This window comes from Pseudomonas oryziphila (assembly GCF_003940825.1).
Lineage (GTDB): Bacteria > Pseudomonadota > Gammaproteobacteria > Pseudomonadales > Pseudomonadaceae > Aquipseudomonas > Aquipseudomonas sichuanensis.
Map to the genome: position 1 here is coordinate 1,246,561 of NZ_CP034338.1, position 17,507 is coordinate 1,264,067.

Sequence of the window (17,507 nt, forward strand, 5' to 3'; positions counted from 1 at the left end):
AGTCGAACGTCCATAACAACACGGCAGAGGCGGCCATGACCAAGACCCTGCATCACCGAGCCTGTCACCTGTGCGAGGCCATCTGCGGCCTGAACATCGAAGTGACCCACGAAGCCGACGGCCGGGCGCGTATCAGCTCGATCAAGGGCGACCCGCAGGACCCGTTCAGCCGTGGGCATATCTGCCCCAAGGCAGTCGCCCTGCAGGATATCCAGGAAGACCCCGACCGCCTGCGCCAGCCCCACAGGCGTATCGGCGACCAGTGGCAGCCGATTGGCTGGGACGAGGCGTTCACCCTGGCCGCCGAGCGCCTCTGGGCGGTGCAGCAGGCCCACGGGCGCAACGCCGTCGCGGTGTATCAGGGTAACCCCAGCGTGCACAACTATGGGCTGATGACCCACAGCAACTATTTCCTTGGCCTGCTCAAGACTCGCAATCGCTTCTCTGCCACCTCGGTCGACCAGTTGCCCCAGCACCTGACCAGCTACCTGATGTACGGCCATGGCTTGCTGCTGCCGATCCCGGACATCGATCACACCCACTTCATGTTGATACTCGGTGGCAACCCGCTGGCTTCGAACGGCAGCATCATGACGGTGCCGGATGTGGAGAAGCGGCTGAAGGCGCTGAAGGCCAGGGGCGGGCGCCTAGTGGTGGTCGACCCGCGGCGCAGCGAGACGGCGGCGATGGCAGATCAGCACCTGTTCATCCGCCCCGGTGGCGATGCGGCGCTGCTGTCTGCGCTGCTGCATACCCTTTTCGCAGAGGACCTGGCCCGCGGATCGCACTTGCCTGTCAACGGGCTGGATCAGGTACGCCAGGCCATTGCGCCGTTCGATGCCGAGGCGATGAGCGGGCTCTGCGGTATCCCGGCGCAGGACATCCGCCAGCTGGCCCGGGATTTCGCGGCCGCAGGCAAAGCCGTTTGCTATGGCCGGATGGGGGTTTCCACCCAGGCCTTCGGTTCGCTGTGCCACTGGCTGGTGCAACTGATCAACCTGGTCACCGGCAACCTCGATCGCAAAGGCGGTGCCCTCTGTACCGAACCTGCGGTGGACCTGGTGGCCAGCACCTCGGGCGGGCATTTCAACCAATGGCAGAGCAGGGTCTCGGGCCTGCCGGAATATGGCGGCGAACTGCCGGTGTCTGCCCTGGCCGAAGAGATCCTCGAGCCGGGTGAAGGGCAGATACGGGCGCTGGTGACCGTCGCTGGCAACCCGGTGTTGTCCACGCCCAACGGGCGGCGTCTGGATGAGGCCCTGGCTGGGCTCGAGTTCATGCTCAGCATCGACCTGTACATCAACGAGACCACCCGCCATGCCGACCTGATCCTGCCCTCGACTTCGGCGCTGGAGAATGATCATTACGATTCCACCTTCAATTTGCTGGCGGTACGCAACGTCAGCCGTTTCAACCGGGCGATCCTGGCCAAGCCCGAGGGAGCATTGCACGACTGGGAGATTTTCGTCGGCCTGGCCAAGGCTTTTGCGGCGCGCGCCCAGGCCGAGCTGAAGGCGACGCTGCCGCCAGCGCAGATGATCGATTACGCGCTGCGCAAGGGGCCTTATGGTGATGCGTCAACCTGGAAGCTGTCGCTGCAAACCCTCGACCAGCATCCCCATGGCCTCGACCTCGGGCCGCTGACGCCGAACCTCGCTGAACGCTTGGGTACCGCCAGCCAGGCGGTCGAAGCAGCCCCGGCTGCCCTGCTCGAAGACCTGCAACGGCTTGCCCGGCAATTGCCGCCGGAACCAGGCCAGCTGTTGCTGATCGGCCGCCGTCATGTGCGCAGCAACAACTCGTGGATGCACAACTTCCATCGACTGGTAAAAGGCAAGCCGCGCCATCAGTTGCTGATGCACCCGCTCGACTTACACCAGCGCCAACTGCAGGACGGCCAGACGGTACGAGTTCGCTCGCGCACCGGTGTGCTCGAAGTGCAGGTCCAGGCCAGCGAGGAGATGATGCCGGGGGTGGTCAGCCTGCCCCATGGCTACGGGCATGGGCGCCAGGGCGCCCAGTTGCAGGTGGCCAGCGCGCAACCTGGGGTGAGTGCCAATGACCTGACTGACGAGCGCCTGCGTGATGGCGTTTCCGGCAATGCGGCACTCAATGGCGTGCCGGTGCAGGTGGAGGCCGCCTAGGCTTTGTACGAAAAGTGCCTGATCGCCGCTCGACGACTTTCGTACAAACCCTAAACACCGGCAAGGCCGAGCATGCCGCTCGGGTTTCCGATACAATGCGTCACCGTGCCGACGACCATGTCGGAAAGTTCAGCCGAGGTGCTTCATGGATATCATCGAAACAATCAAAGAGCAGATCGCCAACAACACCATTCTGCTTTACATGAAAGGCTCGCCGAATGCCCCGCAGTGCGGCTTTTCGGCCAAGGCATCGCAAGCGGTGATGGGTTGCGGCGAGAAGTTCGCTTACGTCGACATCCTGCAGAACCCGGAAATCCGCGCCAACCTGCCCAAGTACGCCAACTGGCCGACTTTCCCGCAACTGTGGGTGGCCGGTGAGCTGGTCGGCGGTAGCGACATCATGCTGGAAATGTTCGAAAAGGGTGAGCTGCAGGCCCTGATCAAGGACGCGGCTGCCAAAGCCAAGGCTTCCGAGGCCTGATTCCAGCTTTGGCTCGCCGGAATGCAAAAGCCCCGTATATGCGGGGCTTTTTGTTGTCTGGTGATTTTTCGCGTGCCTCTGTAGGAGCGGCCTTGCCGGGGCGCTCCTACACCCCAATAAAAAGCCCCGCACTTGGCGGGGCTTTGGTGTATCTGGCGATCGTTACTCTTCGCCCATCTGCGACTGCAGGTAGTTCTCGATGGTGATCTTGTCGATCAGGCCCAGCTGGGTTTCCAGCCAGTCGATGTGTTCTTCCTGGTCTTCGAGGATGTCTTCGAGCACATCGCGCGAGCCGAAGTCGCCTGCAGTTTCACAGTGGGCGATGGCGGCTTTCAGGTCGGCGTGGGCCTTTTTCTCAAGCTTCAGATCGCACTCGAGCATCTCTTTGGTGTGCTCGCCGATCATCAGCTTGCCCAAGTCCTGGACATTGGGGATGCCTTCGAGGAAGAGGATGCGCTTGATCAGCTTGTCCGCGTCCTTCATCGCCTGGATGGATTCTTTGTACTCGAATTTGCCGATCTTGTTCAGGCCCCAATCTTCATACATGCGTGCGTGCAGGAAGTACTGGTTGATTGCGACCAGCTCGTTTCCGAGGATCTTGTTGAGATGCTGGATGACGCTTACGTCGCCTTTCATGATGGGGTCCTGCCCTGTAGAAGTTGAGCCAATGAAATCAAGTCTGAGCCCGACAACTACCTATGTCAAACCTAAGTTATTGAATAATAAGTGAAAATTAATCGGAATAAGAATGTTTGTGAACCGCGTTCGAGCGCTAACTTATTGAATTTCTGGCATAAAAAAACCGGGCACTAGGCCCGGTTCTTCGAAATTCATTTTTTACGCCGCGTTAAATTCAACGGGGTAGGGCAGCGCAGCCTGTTGGCTGAGCTGCAGCTCGGTCAGCGTCTCACGCACCACCTGCTTGGCGAGGCAGGCGCATTTACCGCATTGGCTGGCGACGTTGGTGGCGGCTCGAACGTCCTTGTAGCTGCAGCATCCTTCGTAGATCGCATCGCGGATCTGTCCATCGGTGACACCGACACAAAGACACACATACATAAAGGCTGACCATTACGGTTGGATTCGATGGGTTGGAGAGTAATGGTAATGAGAATGCTTGTCAAAGCACTTTCTGAAAGGGCCGTCCTTGAGCGACCGATGGTAGAGATTCGGCCTGTCACCATAAGCCGTGTATGATGGTCGGCCTTTGCCAGATCCGGGGGAACTCATTCCGCCCGGGCAAGGTTCTTCACCCCTCATCAGGAGAAATCGAATGAGCGTACTCGTTGGTAAACAAGCCCCTGACTTCACCGTCCCTGCCGTGCTGGGCAACGGCGAAATCGTCGACAGCTTCAACCTGGCCTCGGCCATCAAAGGCAAGTACGGCCTGGTGTTCTTCTACCCGCTGGACTTCACCTTCGTCTGCCCGTCCGAGCTGATCGCCCTGGACAATCGCATCCCTGACTTCCAGGCTCGCAACGTGGAAGTGATCGGCGTTTCGATCGACTCGCACTTCACCCACAACGCCTGGCGTAACACCCCGGTCAACAACGGCGGCATCGGCCAGGTCAAATACACCCTGGCAGCCGACATGACCCACGAAATCTGCAAGGCCTACGACGTCGAGTCCGAAGGCGGCGTGGCCTTCCGTGGCGCCTTCCTGATCGACACCAACGGTGTTGTCCGTTCGCAGATCGTCAACGACCTGCCACTGGGCCGCAACATGGACGAGCTGCTGCGCCTGGTTGACGCCCTGCAATTCCACGAAGAGCACGGCGAAGTCTGCCCGGCCAACTGGAAAAAAGGCGACAAGGGCATGAACGCTTCGCCGGAAGGCGTTGCCGCTTACCTGAGCGAGAACGCTGGCAAGCTGTAATTTGCCAAGCGCATAAAAAAACCGGCCCTGGTGGCCGGTTTTTTTTGTCTCAAGTTTCAAGCTGCAAGCCACAAGTGAAAAGCCTGGCGCATATAGGCTGCTCTTTCTTGTCGCTTGAAGCTTGAGGCTTAGTCGTTGAAATCGCGCCAGCCGCCCATTTCTTTCCAGCGGTTGACGATGCCGCAGAACAGCTCGGCAGTTTTCTCGGTGTCGTAGCGTGCCGAGTGCGCCTCGCGGCCATCGAAGTCGATGTCGGCGCTCTGGCAGGCCCGTGCCAGCACGGTCTGGCCGTATGCCAGGCCGGCCAGTGTTGCGGTGTCGAAGCTGGAGAACGGGTGGAAGGGGTTGCGCTTGAGGTCGTTGCGCGCCACTGCGGCATTGAGGAAGCCCAGGTCGAAGCTGCTGTTGTGCCCGACCAGGATTGCCCGCTTGCAGCCGTTGGCCTTGAGAGCCTTGCGCACGCCACGGAAGATGTCGGTGAGCGCACTTTCCTCGCTCACCGCCATGCGCAGTGGGTGGTCCAGCTTGATCCCGGTGAACTCCAGCGCGGCCTGTTCGATGTTGGCACCTTCGAAGGGTTCGACCCGGAAGAAGTAGGTGTGCTCGGGGAACAGGAAGCCCTTCTCGTCCATGCCGATGGTCACTGCGGCGATTTCCAGCAGGGCGTCGGTGGCGCTGTTGAAGCCACCTGTCTCGACATCCACCACCACCGGCAGATAACCACGGAAACGTTCGGCCATCGGATGGCGCGAACCGCTGCTGACCTGATTGTCCTGATCGTCGTCGTAGAGGTCTTCGCTCACGCGTTGTCCTCCAGCAGGCGCCAGCGCAGTTTCTCACCGGCACGCAGCGGGATCACGGTGGTGTCGCCGAACGGCAGACTGGCGGGTGCCGTCCACTCTTCGCGCACCAGGGTGATGGTGTCGGTGTTGCGCGCCAGGCCGTAGAAGTCCGGGCCATGCTTGCTGGCAAAGCCTTCGAGCTTGTCCAGCGCGTTACGCTGCTCGAATGCCTCGGCATACATCTCGATGGCGGCGTAGGCGGTGTAGCAGCCAGCGCAGCCGCAGGCGGCTTCCTTGGCGTGCTGGGCATGGGGGGCGGAGTCGGTACCGAGGAAGAACTTCGGGTTGCCGCTGGTGGCCGCGTCCAGCAGCGCCACCTGGTGGGTGTTGCGCTTGAGGATCGGCAGGCAATAGAAGTGCGGGCGGATACCGCCGACCAGCATGTGGTTGCGGTTGTACAGCAGGTGCTGGGCGGTAATGGTCGCGCCGACGTTGGCCGCAGCCTCGGTGACGAACTGCGCGGCGTCGCTGGTGGTGATGTGTTCGAAGACCACTTTCAGCGTGGGGAAACGCTCGACCAGGCGGCGCATGTGCTCGTCGATGAAGCGCTTCTCACGATCGAACACGTCGATCTCGCTACGCGTCACTTCGCCATGCACCAGCAGTGGCAGGCCGGTCTCGGCCAGGGCCTCGATCGCCGGGAAGATGTTGTCGATGCTGGTCACGCCGGAATCGGAGTTGGTGGTAGCGCCGGCCGGGTACAGTTTGGCGGCGTACACGATACCGCTGGCCTTGGCCGCGCGGACATCTTCGGCGCTGGTGCGGTCGGTGAGGTAGAGCACCATCAGCGGCTCGAAGCGGCTGCCGGCCGGACGCGCGGCGAGGATGCGCTCACGGTAGGCGCCAGCTTCGGCGGCGTTGCGCACCGGGGGCACGAGGTTGGGCATGATGATGGCACGGGCGAAGGTGCGCGCCACGTCGCCAACGGTATGTGGCAAGACGGCACCATCGCGCAGATGGATGTGCCAGTCGTCGGGGCGCAGGAGGGTCAGGCGATCGGACATTGGGGATTCCAGGCGGGTCGAACTCAGAAGCCAATGCTACCGGAAAACCCTTGGGCGAGCACGGCTATCAAGTTTTCCAACCAGCGTCCGATAGCGTTGAGGTAAGCCGTCAGAATTTGTGGAGCCGCCCGTGCGCCAGCGTTACCTAGCTCTGTTCACCCTTGTCGCCAGCCTGCCGGCGGGGGCACTCACCTTCCAGACCCGCGTGGAGCATGTCGCCTGGAAAGTCGAGGGTGACCAGTTCGAATGCCGTCTGATTCAAGCGATCGATGGTTTCGGTAGTGGTGAGTTCGTGCGCCGTGCCGGCGAGCTGCCGACGTTCCAGCTGCGCTCCTCCAGCAATGTGCTCGGTGCCGGATCCGCCACACTGTTGGCGGCAGCTGCACCCTGGCAGCCAGGCCGTGGCGACATCAATCTGGGGGCTGTGCGCATGGGCCGCACGGGTGTGCTGTTCACGTCCTCGCAAGGCCAGGCCAGCCGCTTGATCAATGGCTTGCTCGATGGGCGCAGCACGGTGGTGCGCAATTATGCAGGTGAAGGCGGGCGAGCCATGGAAGTGCGGGTGCTGCCGGTCAGTTTCGCCAAGGCCTACAGTGACTATCAGCGCTGCGCGAGCACGCTGCTGCCGATGAATTACGATCAGATTCGCCAGACCCAGGTCGGCTTCCCCGGCACTGGCTTTGAGCTGGACAGCTCGGCGCGTGCACGCCTGGACCTGATTCTGGACTACATGAAGGCCGACCCGACGGTCAATCACATCGAACTCGACGGTCATTCCGACAACAGCGGCAACCGCCTGACTAACCGTGACGCATCGCGCCGTCGTGCCCTGGCAGTGGCCGAGTACTTCAAGGCCCATGGCATTGCCGAAGAACAGATTACCGTGCGCTTCCACGGCGAGCGCTACCCCCTGGCCAAGAACAACAGCGCCGCCAACCGTGCGCGCAACCGTCGTGTCAACATCCAGCTCGATCGGGTGACCCCGGTCGAGAAGCCGGTTCCGGCTGCGGCGCCGGCCGTCCCCGCTGCAGCCCCGGCGCCGGCTGCCACCACCGCGCCGGCAGTCGTACCGGCCCAGCAGGCACCCGCGAAGCAGGGCTGAGTGCGACCACTGGTCGCGCTGTCGACAGTTCCTGTCGCTTTGTCGTCACAAGCTGTCGCCCCACTGTAATTTTTGCGGCAAGGCCGTTAGAATCGAAGGCTTTCCGTACAACCCCGTGGAGTGATGGCATGGCGGACGTAAAAAAGGTCGTACTGGCGTATTCCGGCGGCCTTGATACTTCGGTGATTCTCAAGTGGCTGCAGGACACTTACAACTGCGAAGTGGTGACCTTCACCGCTGACCTGGGTCAGGGCGAAGAGGTCGAGCCGGCCCGCGCCAAAGCCCAGGCAATGGGCGTTAAAGAAATCTACATCGATGACCTGCGCGAAGAATTCGTGCGTGACTTCGTGTTCCCGATGTTCCGCGCCAACACCGTCTACGAAGGCGAGTACCTGCTGGGTACGTCCATCGCTCGTCCGCTGATCGCCAAGCGCCTGATCGAAATCGCCAACGAAACCGGCGCCGACGCCATTTCCCACGGTGCTACCGGCAAGGGTAACGACCAGGTGCGTTTCGAGCTGGGTGCCTACGCGCTCAAGCCAGGCGTCAAGGTCATCGCCCCATGGCGCGAGTGGGACCTGCTGTCCCGCGAGAAGCTGATGGACTATGCCGAGAAGCACGGCATCCCGATCGAGCGCCACGGCAAGAAGAAGTCGCCGTACTCGATGGACGCCAACCTGCTGCACATCTCGTACGAAGGCGGTGTCCTGGAAGATACCTGGACCGAGCACGAAGAAGACATGTGGAAATGGAGCGTCTCCCCTGAGAACGCCCCGGACCAGGCTACCTACATCGAGCTGACCTACCGCAACGGTGACATCGTTGCCATCGACGGCGTCGAGAAGACCCCGGCCACCGTGCTGGCCGACCTCAACCGCATTGGCGGTGCCAACGGCATCGGCCGCCTCGACATCGTCGAGAACCGCTACGTCGGCATGAAGTCCCGCGGCTGCTACGAGACCCCTGGTGGCACCATCATGCTCAAGGCCCACCGCGCCATCGAGTCGATCACCCTGGACCGCGAAGTCGCTCACCTGAAAGATGAGCTGATGCCGAAGTATGCCAGCCTGATCTACACCGGCTACTGGTGGAGCCCAGAGCGTCTGATGCTGCAGAAGATGATCGACGCCTCGCAGGTGAACGTGAATGGTGTGGTTCGTCTGAAGCTGTACAAGGGCAATGTCGTGGTTGTCGGTCGCAAGTCGGATGACTCGCTGTTCGACGCCAACATCGCCACCTTCGAAGAAGATGGCGGCGCCTACAACCAGGCCGACGCTGCCGGCTTCATCAAGCTCAATGCACTGCGCATGCGCATTGCGGCCAACAAAGGCCGTTCGATGCTCTGAGCATCCAGCTGAAAAGAACCCGGCCCAGGCCGGGTTTTTTTTTTGGCCGTCATTCAGGGGCTTCGGCTTGTTCGAACGGCAGTTCGGTGTCCTCGTGCATGGGGCCGGCTGATAGATGAAAACGGGCTCGGGTGTCGAGGTTATAAAGGGTCCAGCGGCGAGTGGTGGTTTGTGGGCGATCGATCATGCGCAACACATGGCGCTCGAGCATCTTGCGGCTCTCTGGGCCGGAGATGGCGATGACCATGGCAGCTTCGCTTTCGCAGAAAGGTGCCGAGGGCGGGGTGGGTGGTGCCTGGGTCTCTGTGGTTGCCGACGTAACCGCTTGGTTTGGCGCTGTTGGTGGTTGAGCGGGGTTTGGGCTGTTGGGCGTTGGGTCATGGTACTCGGGCACGAATAGCGACCCGGTATTGAAGTTGAGAGTGAGGAAGAACAACACCGTCAAGAAGAAGGGGAAGCCTACGAGGAACCAGGTGTAGATGGTCTGGCTTTCCTCGCTCAGGAATGGCAGCGAAGCCAGGGCAGAGGCTTCGATGACACCGGCGAAGACGGCGATAAGCGTCAATGGGCTGAATGATGGATTGTTCATGATGGGCGCCTGGGCATGCTTTGCTCATCAGTAGCCTGATTTTGATCACAGAGTAAGTGTGAGTATTTCCTCTATGGAGCGCTCTGGCCATTTATTTGTCGGCGTTCCGATGTCTTGTCCGAATAGTAGAAATTTCCTGCGTTAAGTGTAATGCCTCTACGCTTGGAGCTCGATTTGCAGAGTGTTAACTTGCACGCGGCTACATTTATTCAGGAGCGCATAAAGTTCTGCAAAATAACTGCGCGTAGGAATATTCCTTAAAAAGAGTAGGCACCTTCCTTCGATGCATCTGCCAAGGAAACCATCGCACGAATAATCGTTATGCTCGGTTGTGCTGGGGCATAAAACTAAAATAACGCAATAATGGATATCGCATGAACAAAGTGCTGATCGTGGATGATCACCCGGTCATTCGCCTGGCGGTACGCATGCTGATGGAACGGCATGGATACGAGGTGATGGCGGAAACCGACAACGGGGTGGATGCCTTGCAGCTAACGCGGGAGCATCTGCCAGACATTGTCATTCTGGATATTGGAATTCCCAAACTGGACGGGCTCGAGGTCATTGCCCGAATGACCTTGGCAAGCCCCGCAAGCAAGGTGCTGGTATTGACCTCGCAGGCGCCGGGCCACTTTTCGATGCGTTGCATGCAGGCGGGGGCTGCCGGGTACGTTTGCAAGCAACAGGAGCTGACCGAGTTGCTAAGTGCAATCAAGGCCGTGCTGTCAGGGTACAGTTACTTCCCCAATCAGGCACTGCACAAGGGGCGCACAGGCGTTGGTGGCGGAAGCGAAGTTGAAATGGTCGAGCGTCTTTCCGGCAGGGAGATGATGGTGCTGCAGCAACTTGCACGAGGAAAGACCAATAAGGAAATTGCCGATAGCATGTTTCTCAGCAACAAGACCGTGAGTACTTACAAAACCCGGCTGCTGCTCAAACTCAATGCGCGTTCACTGGTTGATCTCATCGAACTGGCCCAGCGGCACGGCCTGGCCTGAACCATCAAAAGCCTCCATCAGGAGGCTTTTCATGCCTGGGTTACAGGTCGTAATCAAAATCGGCCAGCTGCTTCTGCAGGCGCCGCTCTTCCAGCATATTGTCGATGGTCCGGCGCTTGCTGAGGTTGGTCTTGGCCACTTCGGGCTGCGGCTCAGCGTCTTCTTCTGTGATTTGAAACTCGTCGTCGATAGCCAGGTCTTCTTTATCGGTGCTCATGCGTCACTCCAAGCCAAAGGGCCATTGGCCGTCCTTATAGCGGGATTCACCGAGCGGGTAAAAAAGATTTTTTCAATCGTATTGCCAGTATTTTTGCTATTGCCTCAATCGTCCGATGTCTTGTGCCTGTATTCACACAGGTCCTCGATACGGCAGCTACCGCAGCGAGGCTTGCGCGCTTGGCAAACGTAACGACCGTGCAGGATCAGCCAGTGATGGGCGTCGAGCAGGTAATCCTTGGGCACGAACTTGAGCAGCTTCTTCTCCACCTCCAGCACGGTCTTGCCTGGTGCGATGCCGGTGCGGTTGCTCACCCGGAAGATATGGGTGTCAACGGCCATCGCCAGTTGCCCGAAGGCCGTGTTGAGCACGACGTTGGCGGTTTTGCGGCCAACCCCGGGCAATGCTTCAAGCGCCTCACGGGTTTCTGGCACTTCGCCGCCATGCTGTTCGACCAGCAGCCGACAGGTCTCGATGACGTTCTTGGCCTTGCTGTTGTACAGCCCGATGGTCTTGATGTATTCGCTCAGCCCATCCACCCCCAGCGCATGAATGGCTTCTGGCGTGTTGGCGATGGGGAACAGGCGTGCAGTTGCCTTGTTGACGCCGACATCGGTTGCTTGCGCCGAGAGAATCACGGCAATCAGCAGTTCGAAGGGGGTGGTATAGGCCAGCTCGGTCTTGGGCTCGGGATTGTCTTCATGCAGCCTGCGAAAAATCTCCAGGCGTTTAGCGGCATTCATGGGGTCAACGTGTTCCTTGACGATGTGCAGTGGTGGGCTCGGGGCGTAGCTGATTGTACAAGCCCAGCAGTAGGCCGAGCAGTACCAGTGCGCCGGGCGCCAGATGAGTGATGTGTAGCCCTGTGATATCGGTCAGGGCCTGACGGCTGATGGCCAGAGCCAGGCCAGCCACTGCCATGCCCGCAAGGCCAATGAGCAGTGAACGCCAGCGGCCGGTTTGCGGTAACAGGCGTTCGACGGCCAGGCATTGCAGGGCCAGTAGCGCGGGAAAGTGGCCAAGCACAAGGGCCATCGGCAACGCCCAGGCCTGCAGCCCCAACTGCAGGCAACTGGCGAGCGCTGCGGCCAGCACCATGGACATCCACAGGTGCATGGCAGGTAGCAGATGGTTGCGTAACCCCGCCATGAGCAGTTGGTGCAGCAGTATCAATACGGCCATGTAGACCAGCATCGTCGAGGCCTGTATGACTGACCCGGTCGTGCCGATCAAGGGTGCCAGGCAAACGCTTAGCAACCAGTACCTATTCATGTTGGTCCTCCCCGAGCAACGCGGTGCGGTGTTGATCGAAGTAGCGCAGCGCATCCTGCACCGCGTCGATCACTGCGCGCGAGGTGACTGTCGCGCCAGCCAGTTGGTCGAACACGCCGCGATCCCGCTTGAGCGCCCAGGCCGGCTCGGGCGGGTCGTCATGGGCCTTGCCGATAAACTGGTCCAGCCAATGCCGTGCGGGATCGACCAGTTGGTCGCCCAGCCCTGGGCTCTCCTGTTGGCGAAGTACGCGTAGCCCGGTCAGGCGACCATGATTGTCGATCGCGATGGCCAGCTCGATTGGTCCGGCGTACCCCGGCACCTCGCTGCGCAGCATGATGGCCACGGGGGTGTTGGCCAGGCTGGCGCGATAGCCCGCCAGCAATCGACTGTGTTGCAACTGCTTGTCGGCCAGTGCCAAGGGGGTCTGCAGTGGCTGGTTGTCGTAGCTATCTGTTGGCAGCACAGCCAGCCACTCACGCTCTTGCATCCGCTGTTGGGCTTCCTGGATGGGGCCGGCGGTCCAGTGTTGCCAGGCAAGGCTGCCGGTCAGTGCCAGGGCCGTCACCGATGACAGCAGCAGTAGGCTGCGCACGCGCCTGCTCATGTGGACACCGGTTGACGTCGCTGGGCCCAGCGGTCCAGCGCCGGAGCGCAGAGGTTCATCAGCAGGATCGCAAAGGCTGTCCCGTCCGGCACGCTGCCCCAGGTACGCAGCAGGTAGATCAGCCAACCTGCTCCGATACCGAACAACAGGCGGGCCAGCGGACGTTTACAGCCGGAGATGGGCTCGGTGCAGATGAAGAACGCTGCCAGCATGGTTGAGCCAGAGAACAGGTGCAGCAAAGGTGAACCATTGGAGTCGGAGCCCGACCCGTTCCACGCCAGCAGGCTGAACAGCAGGAGCCCGCCGAGCAAGCCCGCCGGGGCATGCCAGCTGAACACCTTGCGCTGCAACAGGAACAGCCCGCCCAGCAGGAATGCCAGGTTCACCCATTCGCTGCCTCGCCCGCCCAGCGTGCCGAAGGCCGGATGCGTTGCAAACAGCTCATCGATGGTCAGGCTGCGATTGTGCCGCAGGGCATCCAGTACCGTTGGGCTGGCCCAGGCGTCGATCTGCTCGCTGGCAATAAAGCTCAGGTGCAGGCTGTCGAGCAGGCCAGGCGCTTGGCCGGGCCAGTGATTCATCTGCAGTGGGAAACTCAACAGGGCGAAGGCATAGCCAACCATCGCCGGGTTGAACAGGTTGCGTCCGACGCCGCCGAAGGCCTGTTTGCCCAAGCCTATGGCAACGCTGGCCGCAGCCACCGGTAGCCACCAGGGGGCCTGGCTGGGCAATGCCACCGCCAGCAGCACCGCGCTGACCAATGCGCTGCCATCCTCCAGCGCCGGGCGTATCGCTTGCCCGCGCCATGTCAGCAGCAGTGCCTCTGTGGCCAGGGCGGCGCTGGCGCACAGCAGCAGGTTGATCAACACCCCCCAGCCATGCAGCCAGAACAGCGCCAGCAACCCCGGCACGCAGGCCAGAAGGACCAGGCCCATGGCGTTGCGCAGGCGCGGGTCAGGCAGTGGCATGGGTTTGCAGGCTCATTGTGTGAATAGTCCGCTAAGGCCGGAGAGCGCCATGGTCATCACGCCAGCGCCGATCAGCTCGATGGGCAAGCCACGCAGCGCCGCCGGAACATCCGCATGGCGGCTGCGTTCGCGCAGGTCGGCGAACAGTAGCAGGGCTAGCCAGAACCCCAACCCGCCTGCCACGCCCCAGGCCAGCGCTTGCCAAACGCTGCTGCCATCGCTGCCGAGCTGCAACAGCAAGCCTAGCACCGCGACATTGCCCAGCAGCAGCTCTTGCAGGCCCTCCGCAGGCCAGCCAGGTCGCATGCGGCGCAGCAGTTGCGGTAGGCCCCAGGCGAGCATCGCCAACAGCGGCAACAGGAGGAACAGGCTTAAGGCCTGCAATTGCAGCGGGGCAAGCAGGTACTGCTGGAGCAGCAGCCCGGCGGGCAGGCCGATCAGGATCAACAGCGCGCTGCACAGGCCAAGCGCTTGCAAGCGCTCGCGCTCGATCGGGTCGGGTTGCAACATCAGGTTGTTGACCAGCGCAGCGCTGACCAGGACCAGGATGTAGTCGCTCATGAAATGCCTGCCGCCTGAGGATGCCGTGATTATCCGGCAGCGGCCGCTGGATGGAAATGCCCCGGCCAGTTGGCCGGGGCAGGGGCGTTACTTGATGCGCTGGCCGGGCTTGGCGCCGCTGTCCGGGCTCAGCAGGTAGATCTCTTCGCCACCAGGGCCGGCCGCCATGACCATGCCCTCGGAGATGCCAAAACGCATCTTACGTGGTTTGAGGTTGGCCACCATCATGGTCAGGCGACCTTCCAGCTTGCTTGGGTCGGGGTAGGCCGACTTGATGCCGGAGAACACGTTGCGCTGCTCGTCACCGATGTCCAGGGTCAGGCGCAGCAGCTTGTCGGCACCCTCGACGGACTCGGCCTTGACGATCAGTGCCACGCGCAGATCGACGGCGGCGAAGGTGTCGAACTCGATTTCGGCCGACAGCGGGTCCTTGGTCAGTTCGCCGTTGCCGGCTGGGGCCTGGGCTTGCGAGGCCAGCAGGTCTTCCTTGCTGGCCGCGACCATGGCCTCGACCTTGGCCGGCTCGATGCGGCTCATCAACGCCTTGAACGGGTTGAGCTTGTGGTTTTCCAGGCGCGACAGGTGGTCGTTCCAGGCCAGCGGGGCGACGTTGAGGAACGCCTCGGCATCGGCGGCCAGCAGCGGCAGAACCGGCTTGAGGAAGATCACCAGCTGACGGAACAGGTTGATGCCCTGGGCGCAGATGGCCTGGACTTCATCCTGCTTGCCTTCCTGCTTGGCCAGCGACCACGGCGCCTTGTCGGCAATCCAGGCGTTGGCGCGGTCGGCCAGGGCCATGATTTCGCGCATGGCACGGGCAAAGTCGCGGCCTTCGTAGGCTTCAGCGATCGACGGAGCGGCGGCCAGGAAGGCCTCGGTCAGCTCGGGGGCGGCATCGCCGGCAACCATCACGCCGTCATTGCCTTTGTGGATGAAGCCGGCGCAACGGCTGGCGATGTTGACCACCTTGCCGACCAGGTCAGAGTTGACCTTCTGCACGAAGTCCTCGAGGTTCAGGTCGAGGTCGTCGACGCCGCGGCCCAGCTTGGCGGCATAGTAGTAGCGCAGGTATTCCGGCTGCAGGTGGTCGAGGTAGGTGCGCGCCTTGATGAAGGTGCCGCGCGACTTGGACATCTTGGCGCCGTTGACGGTCAGGTAGCCGTGCACGTTGACCGCGGTCGGCTTGCGGAAGCCCGAACCTTCAAGCATGGCTGGCCAGAACAGGGCGTGGAAGTTGACGATGTCCTTGCCGATGAAGTGGTACAGCTCGGCCTTGGAGCCTTCGCTCCAGAACGCGTCGAAGTCCAGCTCCGGGCGGCGCGCGCACAGGTTCTTGAAGCTGGCCATGTAGCCGATCGGCGCATCCAGCCAGACGTAGAAGTACTTGCCAGGCTCGCCCGGGATTTCGAAGCCGAAGTACGGTGCATCGCGGGAGATGTCCCATTCCTGCAGGCCGGAGTCCAGCCATTCGGCCAATTTGTTGGCCACGGCGTCCTGCAACGTGCCGCTGCGGGTCCACTGCTGCAGCATGGCCTGGAAGTCGGGCAGCTTGAAGAAGAAGTGCTGCGAGTCGCGCAGCACCGGGGTGGCGCCGGAAATCGCCGACTTGGGGTTCTTCAGTTCGGTCGGGGCATAGGTGGCACCGCACTTTTCACAGTTGTCGCCGTACTGGTCCTCGGCCGCGCACTTGGGGCAGGTGCCCTTGATGAAGCGGTCGGCGAGGAACATGCCCTTTTCCGGGTCGAAATACTGGGTGACCGAACGGGTGGCGATGTGGCCGGCGTCACGCAGGCGGCTGTAGATCATGCCCGACAGCTCGCGGTTCTCTTCGCTGTGGGTGGAGTGGAAGTTGTCGAAATCGACCAGGAAGTCGGCGAAGTCGCCGCTGTGCTCGGCCTGGACGTTGGCGATCAGTTGCTCCGGGGTGATGCCTTCCTTCTCCGCGCGCAGCATGATCGCCGAGCCGTGGGCATCGTCGGCGCAGACATAGATGCACTGGTTGCCGCGCAGCTTCTGGAAGCGAACCCACATGTCTGTCTGGATGTACTCGAGCATATGGCCAAGGTGAATGGAACCATTGGCATAGGGCAGGGCGCTGGTGACGAGAATCTGACGTGGCTCGGACATGGTGGCTCGGCTACTTATCTGGCTACGGGGTAAAAATGAGGGTGATCGGCCACTATAAAGGGCTGGCGAAGATATTTCACCTTGCGAACGCATCTGCTGACGATTGACGGGTTAGCATAGGCGCCTGTTTCGTATTCAGTTTGCCAATGGGAGCCTCCATGAGTGCCGTTACCCGTGCCGCCGTCGAAGGCGTGCTTCGCCAGTACACCGACCCCTACCTGAACCAGGATCCGGTCAGCGCCGGCTGCGTGCGCGCCATCGACATCCAGGGCGCGCAGGTCAGCGTGCAGTTGCAGCTGGGTTATGCCGCCGGCCTGTTCAAGGGTGGTTGGGCCCAGGTGCTGCAGACCGCGATCGAGAACCTCGATGGCGTTTCTTCGGCGCGTGTGACCATCGATTGCGTGATCGCCACCCACAAGGCCCAGGCCCAGGTGCCGGCCATGGCCAATGTGAAGAACATCGTGGCCGTTGCCTCGGGCAAGGGCGGGGTCGGCAAGTCGACCACCGCGGCCAACCTGGCCCTGGCACTGGCGCGGGAGGGCGCGCGAGTCGGCATTCTCGACGCAGACATCTACGGCCCTAGCCAGGGCGTGATGTTCGGTATCGCCGAAGGCACTCGCCCGCAGGTGCGCGAACAGAAATGGTTCGTGCCGATCAAGGCGCATGGTGTTGAAGTGATGTCCATGGCTTTCCTCACCGATGACAACACACCCATGGTGTGGCGCGGGCCAATGGTTTCCGGTGCGTTATTGCAACTGGTGACCCAGACCGCCTGGGATGACCTCGACTACCTGGTGATCGACATGCCGCCGGGCACTGGCGACATCCAGTTGACCCTGGCGCAGAAAGTGCCGGTGGCCGGCTCGGTGATCGTCACCACGCCACAGGACCTGGCGCTGCTGGATGCGAAAAAGGGCGTGGAGATGTTCCGCAAGGTCAACATCCCGGTGCTGGGCGTGGTGGAGAACATGGCCGTGCACATCTGCTCCAACTGCGGCCATGCCGAGCACCTGTTCGGTGAGGGCGGTGGTGAGAAGCTGGCGGCCCAATATGGTGTCGAACTGCTGGCTTCGCTGCCGCTGTCGATGCTGATTCGCGAGCAGGCCGACAGCGGCAAGCCAACCGCCATTGCCGAGCCGGAAAGCCAGATCGCCATGGTCTATCAGGAACTGGCGCGTCAGGTGGGGGCACGGATCGTATTGCAGGAAGCCGCCGCACCGGCAATGCCGAGCATCACCATCAGCGAAGACTGACGCAGGCTGCTTCGAATGGAAAAACGCTGACCAGGCGATTTACAGCGACTTCGTGGGAGCGGGCTTGCCCCGCGATACCGGCGCAGCCGGTGCCCCCCATCGCGGGTCAAGCCCGCT

Annotated in this window: 19 protein-coding genes; 7 read left to right on the plus strand and 12 right to left on the minus strand. The window is 61.5% G+C overall.

Features of this window, described 5'->3' with window-relative positions:
• Window positions 1-35 precede the first annotated feature (35 nt).
• Together EJA05_RS05885 and grxD are read left to right on the plus strand one after the other, a co-directional pair.
• Window positions 36-2,144, plus strand: a complete 2,109-nt coding sequence (locus tag EJA05_RS05885) for a molybdopterin oxidoreductase family protein (protein WP_125857626.1) — start codon at window positions 36-38, stop codon at window positions 2,142-2,144.
• A 145-nt stretch (window positions 2,145-2,289) separates the two neighbouring features.
• Complete coding sequence (gene grxD / locus EJA05_RS05890; RefSeq protein WP_110995142.1) at window positions 2,290-2,625, plus strand: Grx4 family monothiol glutaredoxin; 336 nt, start codon at window positions 2,290-2,292, stop codon at window positions 2,623-2,625.
• 162 nt (window positions 2,626-2,787) lie between these two features.
• Here the strand turns inward: grxD and bfr are convergent, their stop codons facing one another.
• Together bfr and EJA05_RS05900 are read right to left on the minus strand one after the other, a co-directional pair.
• Entirely contained in the window at window positions 2,788-3,261 is a 474-nt protein-coding gene (bfr, locus tag EJA05_RS05895; RefSeq protein ID WP_110995143.1) for a bacterioferritin, read from the minus strand.
• 201 nt (window positions 3,262-3,462) lie between these two features.
• Complete coding sequence (locus EJA05_RS05900; protein ID WP_110995144.1) at window positions 3,463-3,684, minus strand: bacterioferritin-associated ferredoxin; 222 nt, start codon at window positions 3,682-3,684, stop codon at window positions 3,463-3,465.
• A gap of 214 nt (window positions 3,685-3,898) precedes the next feature.
• Here EJA05_RS05900 and EJA05_RS05905 point away from each other — a divergent pair, with 214 nt between their 5' ends.
• The gene (locus EJA05_RS05905) at window positions 3,899-4,501 is read left to right on the plus strand and encodes a peroxiredoxin (RefSeq protein ID WP_023629028.1); all 603 of its coding nucleotides are present in this window, start codon (window positions 3,899-3,901) and stop codon (window positions 4,499-4,501) included.
• 128 nt (window positions 4,502-4,629) lie between these two features.
• Here the strand turns inward: EJA05_RS05905 and rnt are convergent, their stop codons facing one another.
• Both rnt and pyrC read right to left on the minus strand, forming a co-directional pair.
• A complete protein-coding gene (gene rnt, locus EJA05_RS05910; protein ID WP_125857627.1) occupies window positions 4,630-5,304 on the minus strand; it encodes a ribonuclease T in 675 nt (224 codons plus the stop codon).
• A complete protein-coding gene (gene pyrC / locus EJA05_RS05915; protein ID WP_125857628.1) occupies window positions 5,301-6,347 on the minus strand; it encodes a dihydroorotase in 1,047 nt (348 codons plus the stop codon). The genes rnt and pyrC overlap by 4 nt, the downstream gene beginning before the upstream one ends.
• Window positions 6,348-6,477: 130 nt before the next feature.
• On the opposite strand from pyrC, the gene EJA05_RS05920 reads away from it, so the two are divergent.
• Window positions 6,478-7,449: a flagellar protein MotY gene (locus EJA05_RS05920; RefSeq protein WP_125857629.1), complete on the plus strand. Its 972-nt coding sequence runs from the start codon at window positions 6,478-6,480 to the stop codon at window positions 7,447-7,449.
• A 128-nt stretch (window positions 7,450-7,577) separates the two neighbouring features.
• Window positions 7,578-8,795 (plus strand): argininosuccinate synthase, encoded by a 1,218-nt coding sequence (locus EJA05_RS05925; protein ID WP_125462856.1) that lies wholly within the window; start codon window positions 7,578-7,580, stop codon window positions 8,793-8,795.
• A 49-nt stretch (window positions 8,796-8,844) separates the two neighbouring features.
• On the opposite strand, the gene EJA05_RS28350 is transcribed toward EJA05_RS05925, so the two are convergent.
• Window positions 8,845-9,384 (minus strand): hypothetical protein, encoded by a 540-nt coding sequence (locus EJA05_RS28350; protein ID WP_223277181.1) that lies wholly within the window; start codon window positions 9,382-9,384, stop codon window positions 8,845-8,847.
• Between the two features lie 374 nt (window positions 9,385-9,758).
• Here EJA05_RS28350 and EJA05_RS05935 point away from each other — a divergent pair, with 374 nt between their 5' ends.
• Entirely contained in the window at window positions 9,759-10,385 is a 627-nt protein-coding gene (locus tag EJA05_RS05935) for a response regulator transcription factor (RefSeq protein ID WP_110995496.1), read from the plus strand.
• A 40-nt stretch (window positions 10,386-10,425) separates the two neighbouring features.
• Here the strand turns inward: EJA05_RS05935 and EJA05_RS28145 are convergent, their stop codons facing one another.
• From EJA05_RS28145 to metG, 7 genes are all read right to left on the minus strand, one after another.
• The gene (locus tag EJA05_RS28145; RefSeq protein WP_189654522.1) at window positions 10,426-10,602 is read right to left on the minus strand and encodes a PA3496 family putative envelope integrity protein; all 177 of its coding nucleotides are present in this window, start codon (window positions 10,600-10,602) and stop codon (window positions 10,426-10,428) included.
• A 104-nt stretch (window positions 10,603-10,706) separates the two neighbouring features.
• A complete protein-coding gene (nth, locus tag EJA05_RS05940; RefSeq protein ID WP_125857630.1) occupies window positions 10,707-11,345 on the minus strand; it encodes an endonuclease III in 639 nt (212 codons plus the stop codon).
• A 4-nt stretch (window positions 11,346-11,349) separates the two neighbouring features.
• Complete coding sequence (locus EJA05_RS05945; protein WP_125857631.1) at window positions 11,350-11,874, minus strand: Rnf-Nqr domain containing protein; 525 nt, start codon at window positions 11,872-11,874, stop codon at window positions 11,350-11,352.
• Window positions 11,867-12,481 carry an RnfABCDGE type electron transport complex subunit G gene (locus tag EJA05_RS05950; protein WP_125857632.1) on the minus strand — a complete coding sequence of 205 codons (615 nt, stop codon included), beginning with the start codon at window positions 12,479-12,481 and terminating at the stop codon, window positions 11,867-11,869. The genes EJA05_RS05945 and EJA05_RS05950 overlap by 8 nt, the downstream gene beginning before the upstream one ends.
• Window positions 12,478-13,449, minus strand: a complete 972-nt coding sequence (locus tag EJA05_RS05955) for an RnfABCDGE type electron transport complex subunit D (protein WP_125857633.1) — start codon at window positions 13,447-13,449, stop codon at window positions 12,478-12,480. The genes EJA05_RS05950 and EJA05_RS05955 overlap by 4 nt, the downstream gene beginning before the upstream one ends.
• A 12-nt stretch (window positions 13,450-13,461) precedes the next feature.
• Entirely contained in the window at window positions 13,462-14,010 is a 549-nt protein-coding gene (locus EJA05_RS05960) for an Rnf-Nqr domain containing protein (protein ID WP_125857634.1), read from the minus strand.
• 87 nt (window positions 14,011-14,097) lie between these two features.
• Window positions 14,098-16,137, minus strand: coding sequence for a methionine--tRNA ligase (gene metG / locus EJA05_RS05965; RefSeq protein WP_125857635.1), 2,040 nt, complete (start codon window positions 16,135-16,137; stop codon window positions 14,098-14,100).
• A gap of 158 nt (window positions 16,138-16,295) precedes the next feature.
• Here metG and apbC point away from each other — a divergent pair, with 158 nt between their 5' ends.
• Window positions 16,296-17,390, plus strand: coding sequence for an iron-sulfur cluster carrier protein ApbC (gene apbC, locus EJA05_RS05970; RefSeq protein WP_125462864.1), 1,095 nt, complete (start codon window positions 16,296-16,298; stop codon window positions 17,388-17,390).
• Window positions 17,391-17,507 lie beyond the last annotated feature (117 nt).

What these genes read in the sequence shown, in the direction of transcription:
- EJA05_RS05885 (WP_125857626.1), top strand. Translation starts at nt 36, where the DNA reads ATGACCAAGACCCTGCATCACCGAGCCTGTCACCTGTGCGAGGCCATC.
- grxD (WP_110995142.1), top strand. Translation starts at nt 2,290, where the DNA reads ATGGATATCATCGAAACAATCAAAGAGCAGATCGCCAACAACACCATT.
- bfr (WP_110995143.1), bottom strand. Translation starts at nt 3,261, where the DNA reads ATGAAAGGCGACGTAAGCGTCATCCAGCATCTCAACAAGATCCTCGGA.
- EJA05_RS05900 (WP_110995144.1), bottom strand. Translation starts at nt 3,684, where the DNA reads ATGTATGTGTGTCTTTGTGTCGGTGTCACCGATGGACAGATCCGCGAT.
- EJA05_RS05905 (WP_023629028.1), top strand. Translation starts at nt 3,899, where the DNA reads ATGAGCGTACTCGTTGGTAAACAAGCCCCTGACTTCACCGTCCCTGCC.
- pyrC (WP_125857628.1), bottom strand. Translation starts at nt 6,347, where the DNA reads ATGTCCGATCGCCTGACCCTCCTGCGCCCCGACGACTGGCACATCCAT.
- EJA05_RS05925 (WP_125462856.1), top strand. Translation starts at nt 7,578, where the DNA reads ATGGCGGACGTAAAAAAGGTCGTACTGGCGTATTCCGGCGGCCTTGAT.
- EJA05_RS28350 (WP_223277181.1), bottom strand. Translation starts at nt 9,384, where the DNA reads ATGAACAATCCATCATTCAGCCCATTGACGCTTATCGCCGTCTTCGCC.
- EJA05_RS05935 (WP_110995496.1), top strand. Translation starts at nt 9,759, where the DNA reads ATGAACAAAGTGCTGATCGTGGATGATCACCCGGTCATTCGCCTGGCG.
- EJA05_RS28145 (WP_189654522.1), bottom strand. Translation starts at nt 10,602, where the DNA reads ATGAGCACCGATAAAGAAGACCTGGCTATCGACGACGAGTTTCAAATC.
- nth (WP_125857630.1), bottom strand. Translation starts at nt 11,345, where the DNA reads ATGAATGCCGCTAAACGCCTGGAGATTTTTCGCAGGCTGCATGAAGAC.
- EJA05_RS05945 (WP_125857631.1), bottom strand. Translation starts at nt 11,874, where the DNA reads ATGAATAGGTACTGGTTGCTAAGCGTTTGCCTGGCACCCTTGATCGGC.
- EJA05_RS05950 (WP_125857632.1), bottom strand. Translation starts at nt 12,481, where the DNA reads ATGAGCAGGCGCGTGCGCAGCCTACTGCTGCTGTCATCGGTGACGGCC.
- EJA05_RS05955 (WP_125857633.1), bottom strand. Translation starts at nt 13,449, where the DNA reads ATGCCACTGCCTGACCCGCGCCTGCGCAACGCCATGGGCCTGGTCCTT.
- EJA05_RS05960 (WP_125857634.1), bottom strand. Translation starts at nt 14,010, where the DNA reads ATGAGCGACTACATCCTGGTCCTGGTCAGCGCTGCGCTGGTCAACAAC.
- metG (WP_125857635.1), bottom strand. Translation starts at nt 16,137, where the DNA reads ATGTCCGAGCCACGTCAGATTCTCGTCACCAGCGCCCTGCCCTATGCC.
- apbC (WP_125462864.1), top strand. Translation starts at nt 16,296, where the DNA reads ATGAGTGCCGTTACCCGTGCCGCCGTCGAAGGCGTGCTTCGCCAGTAC.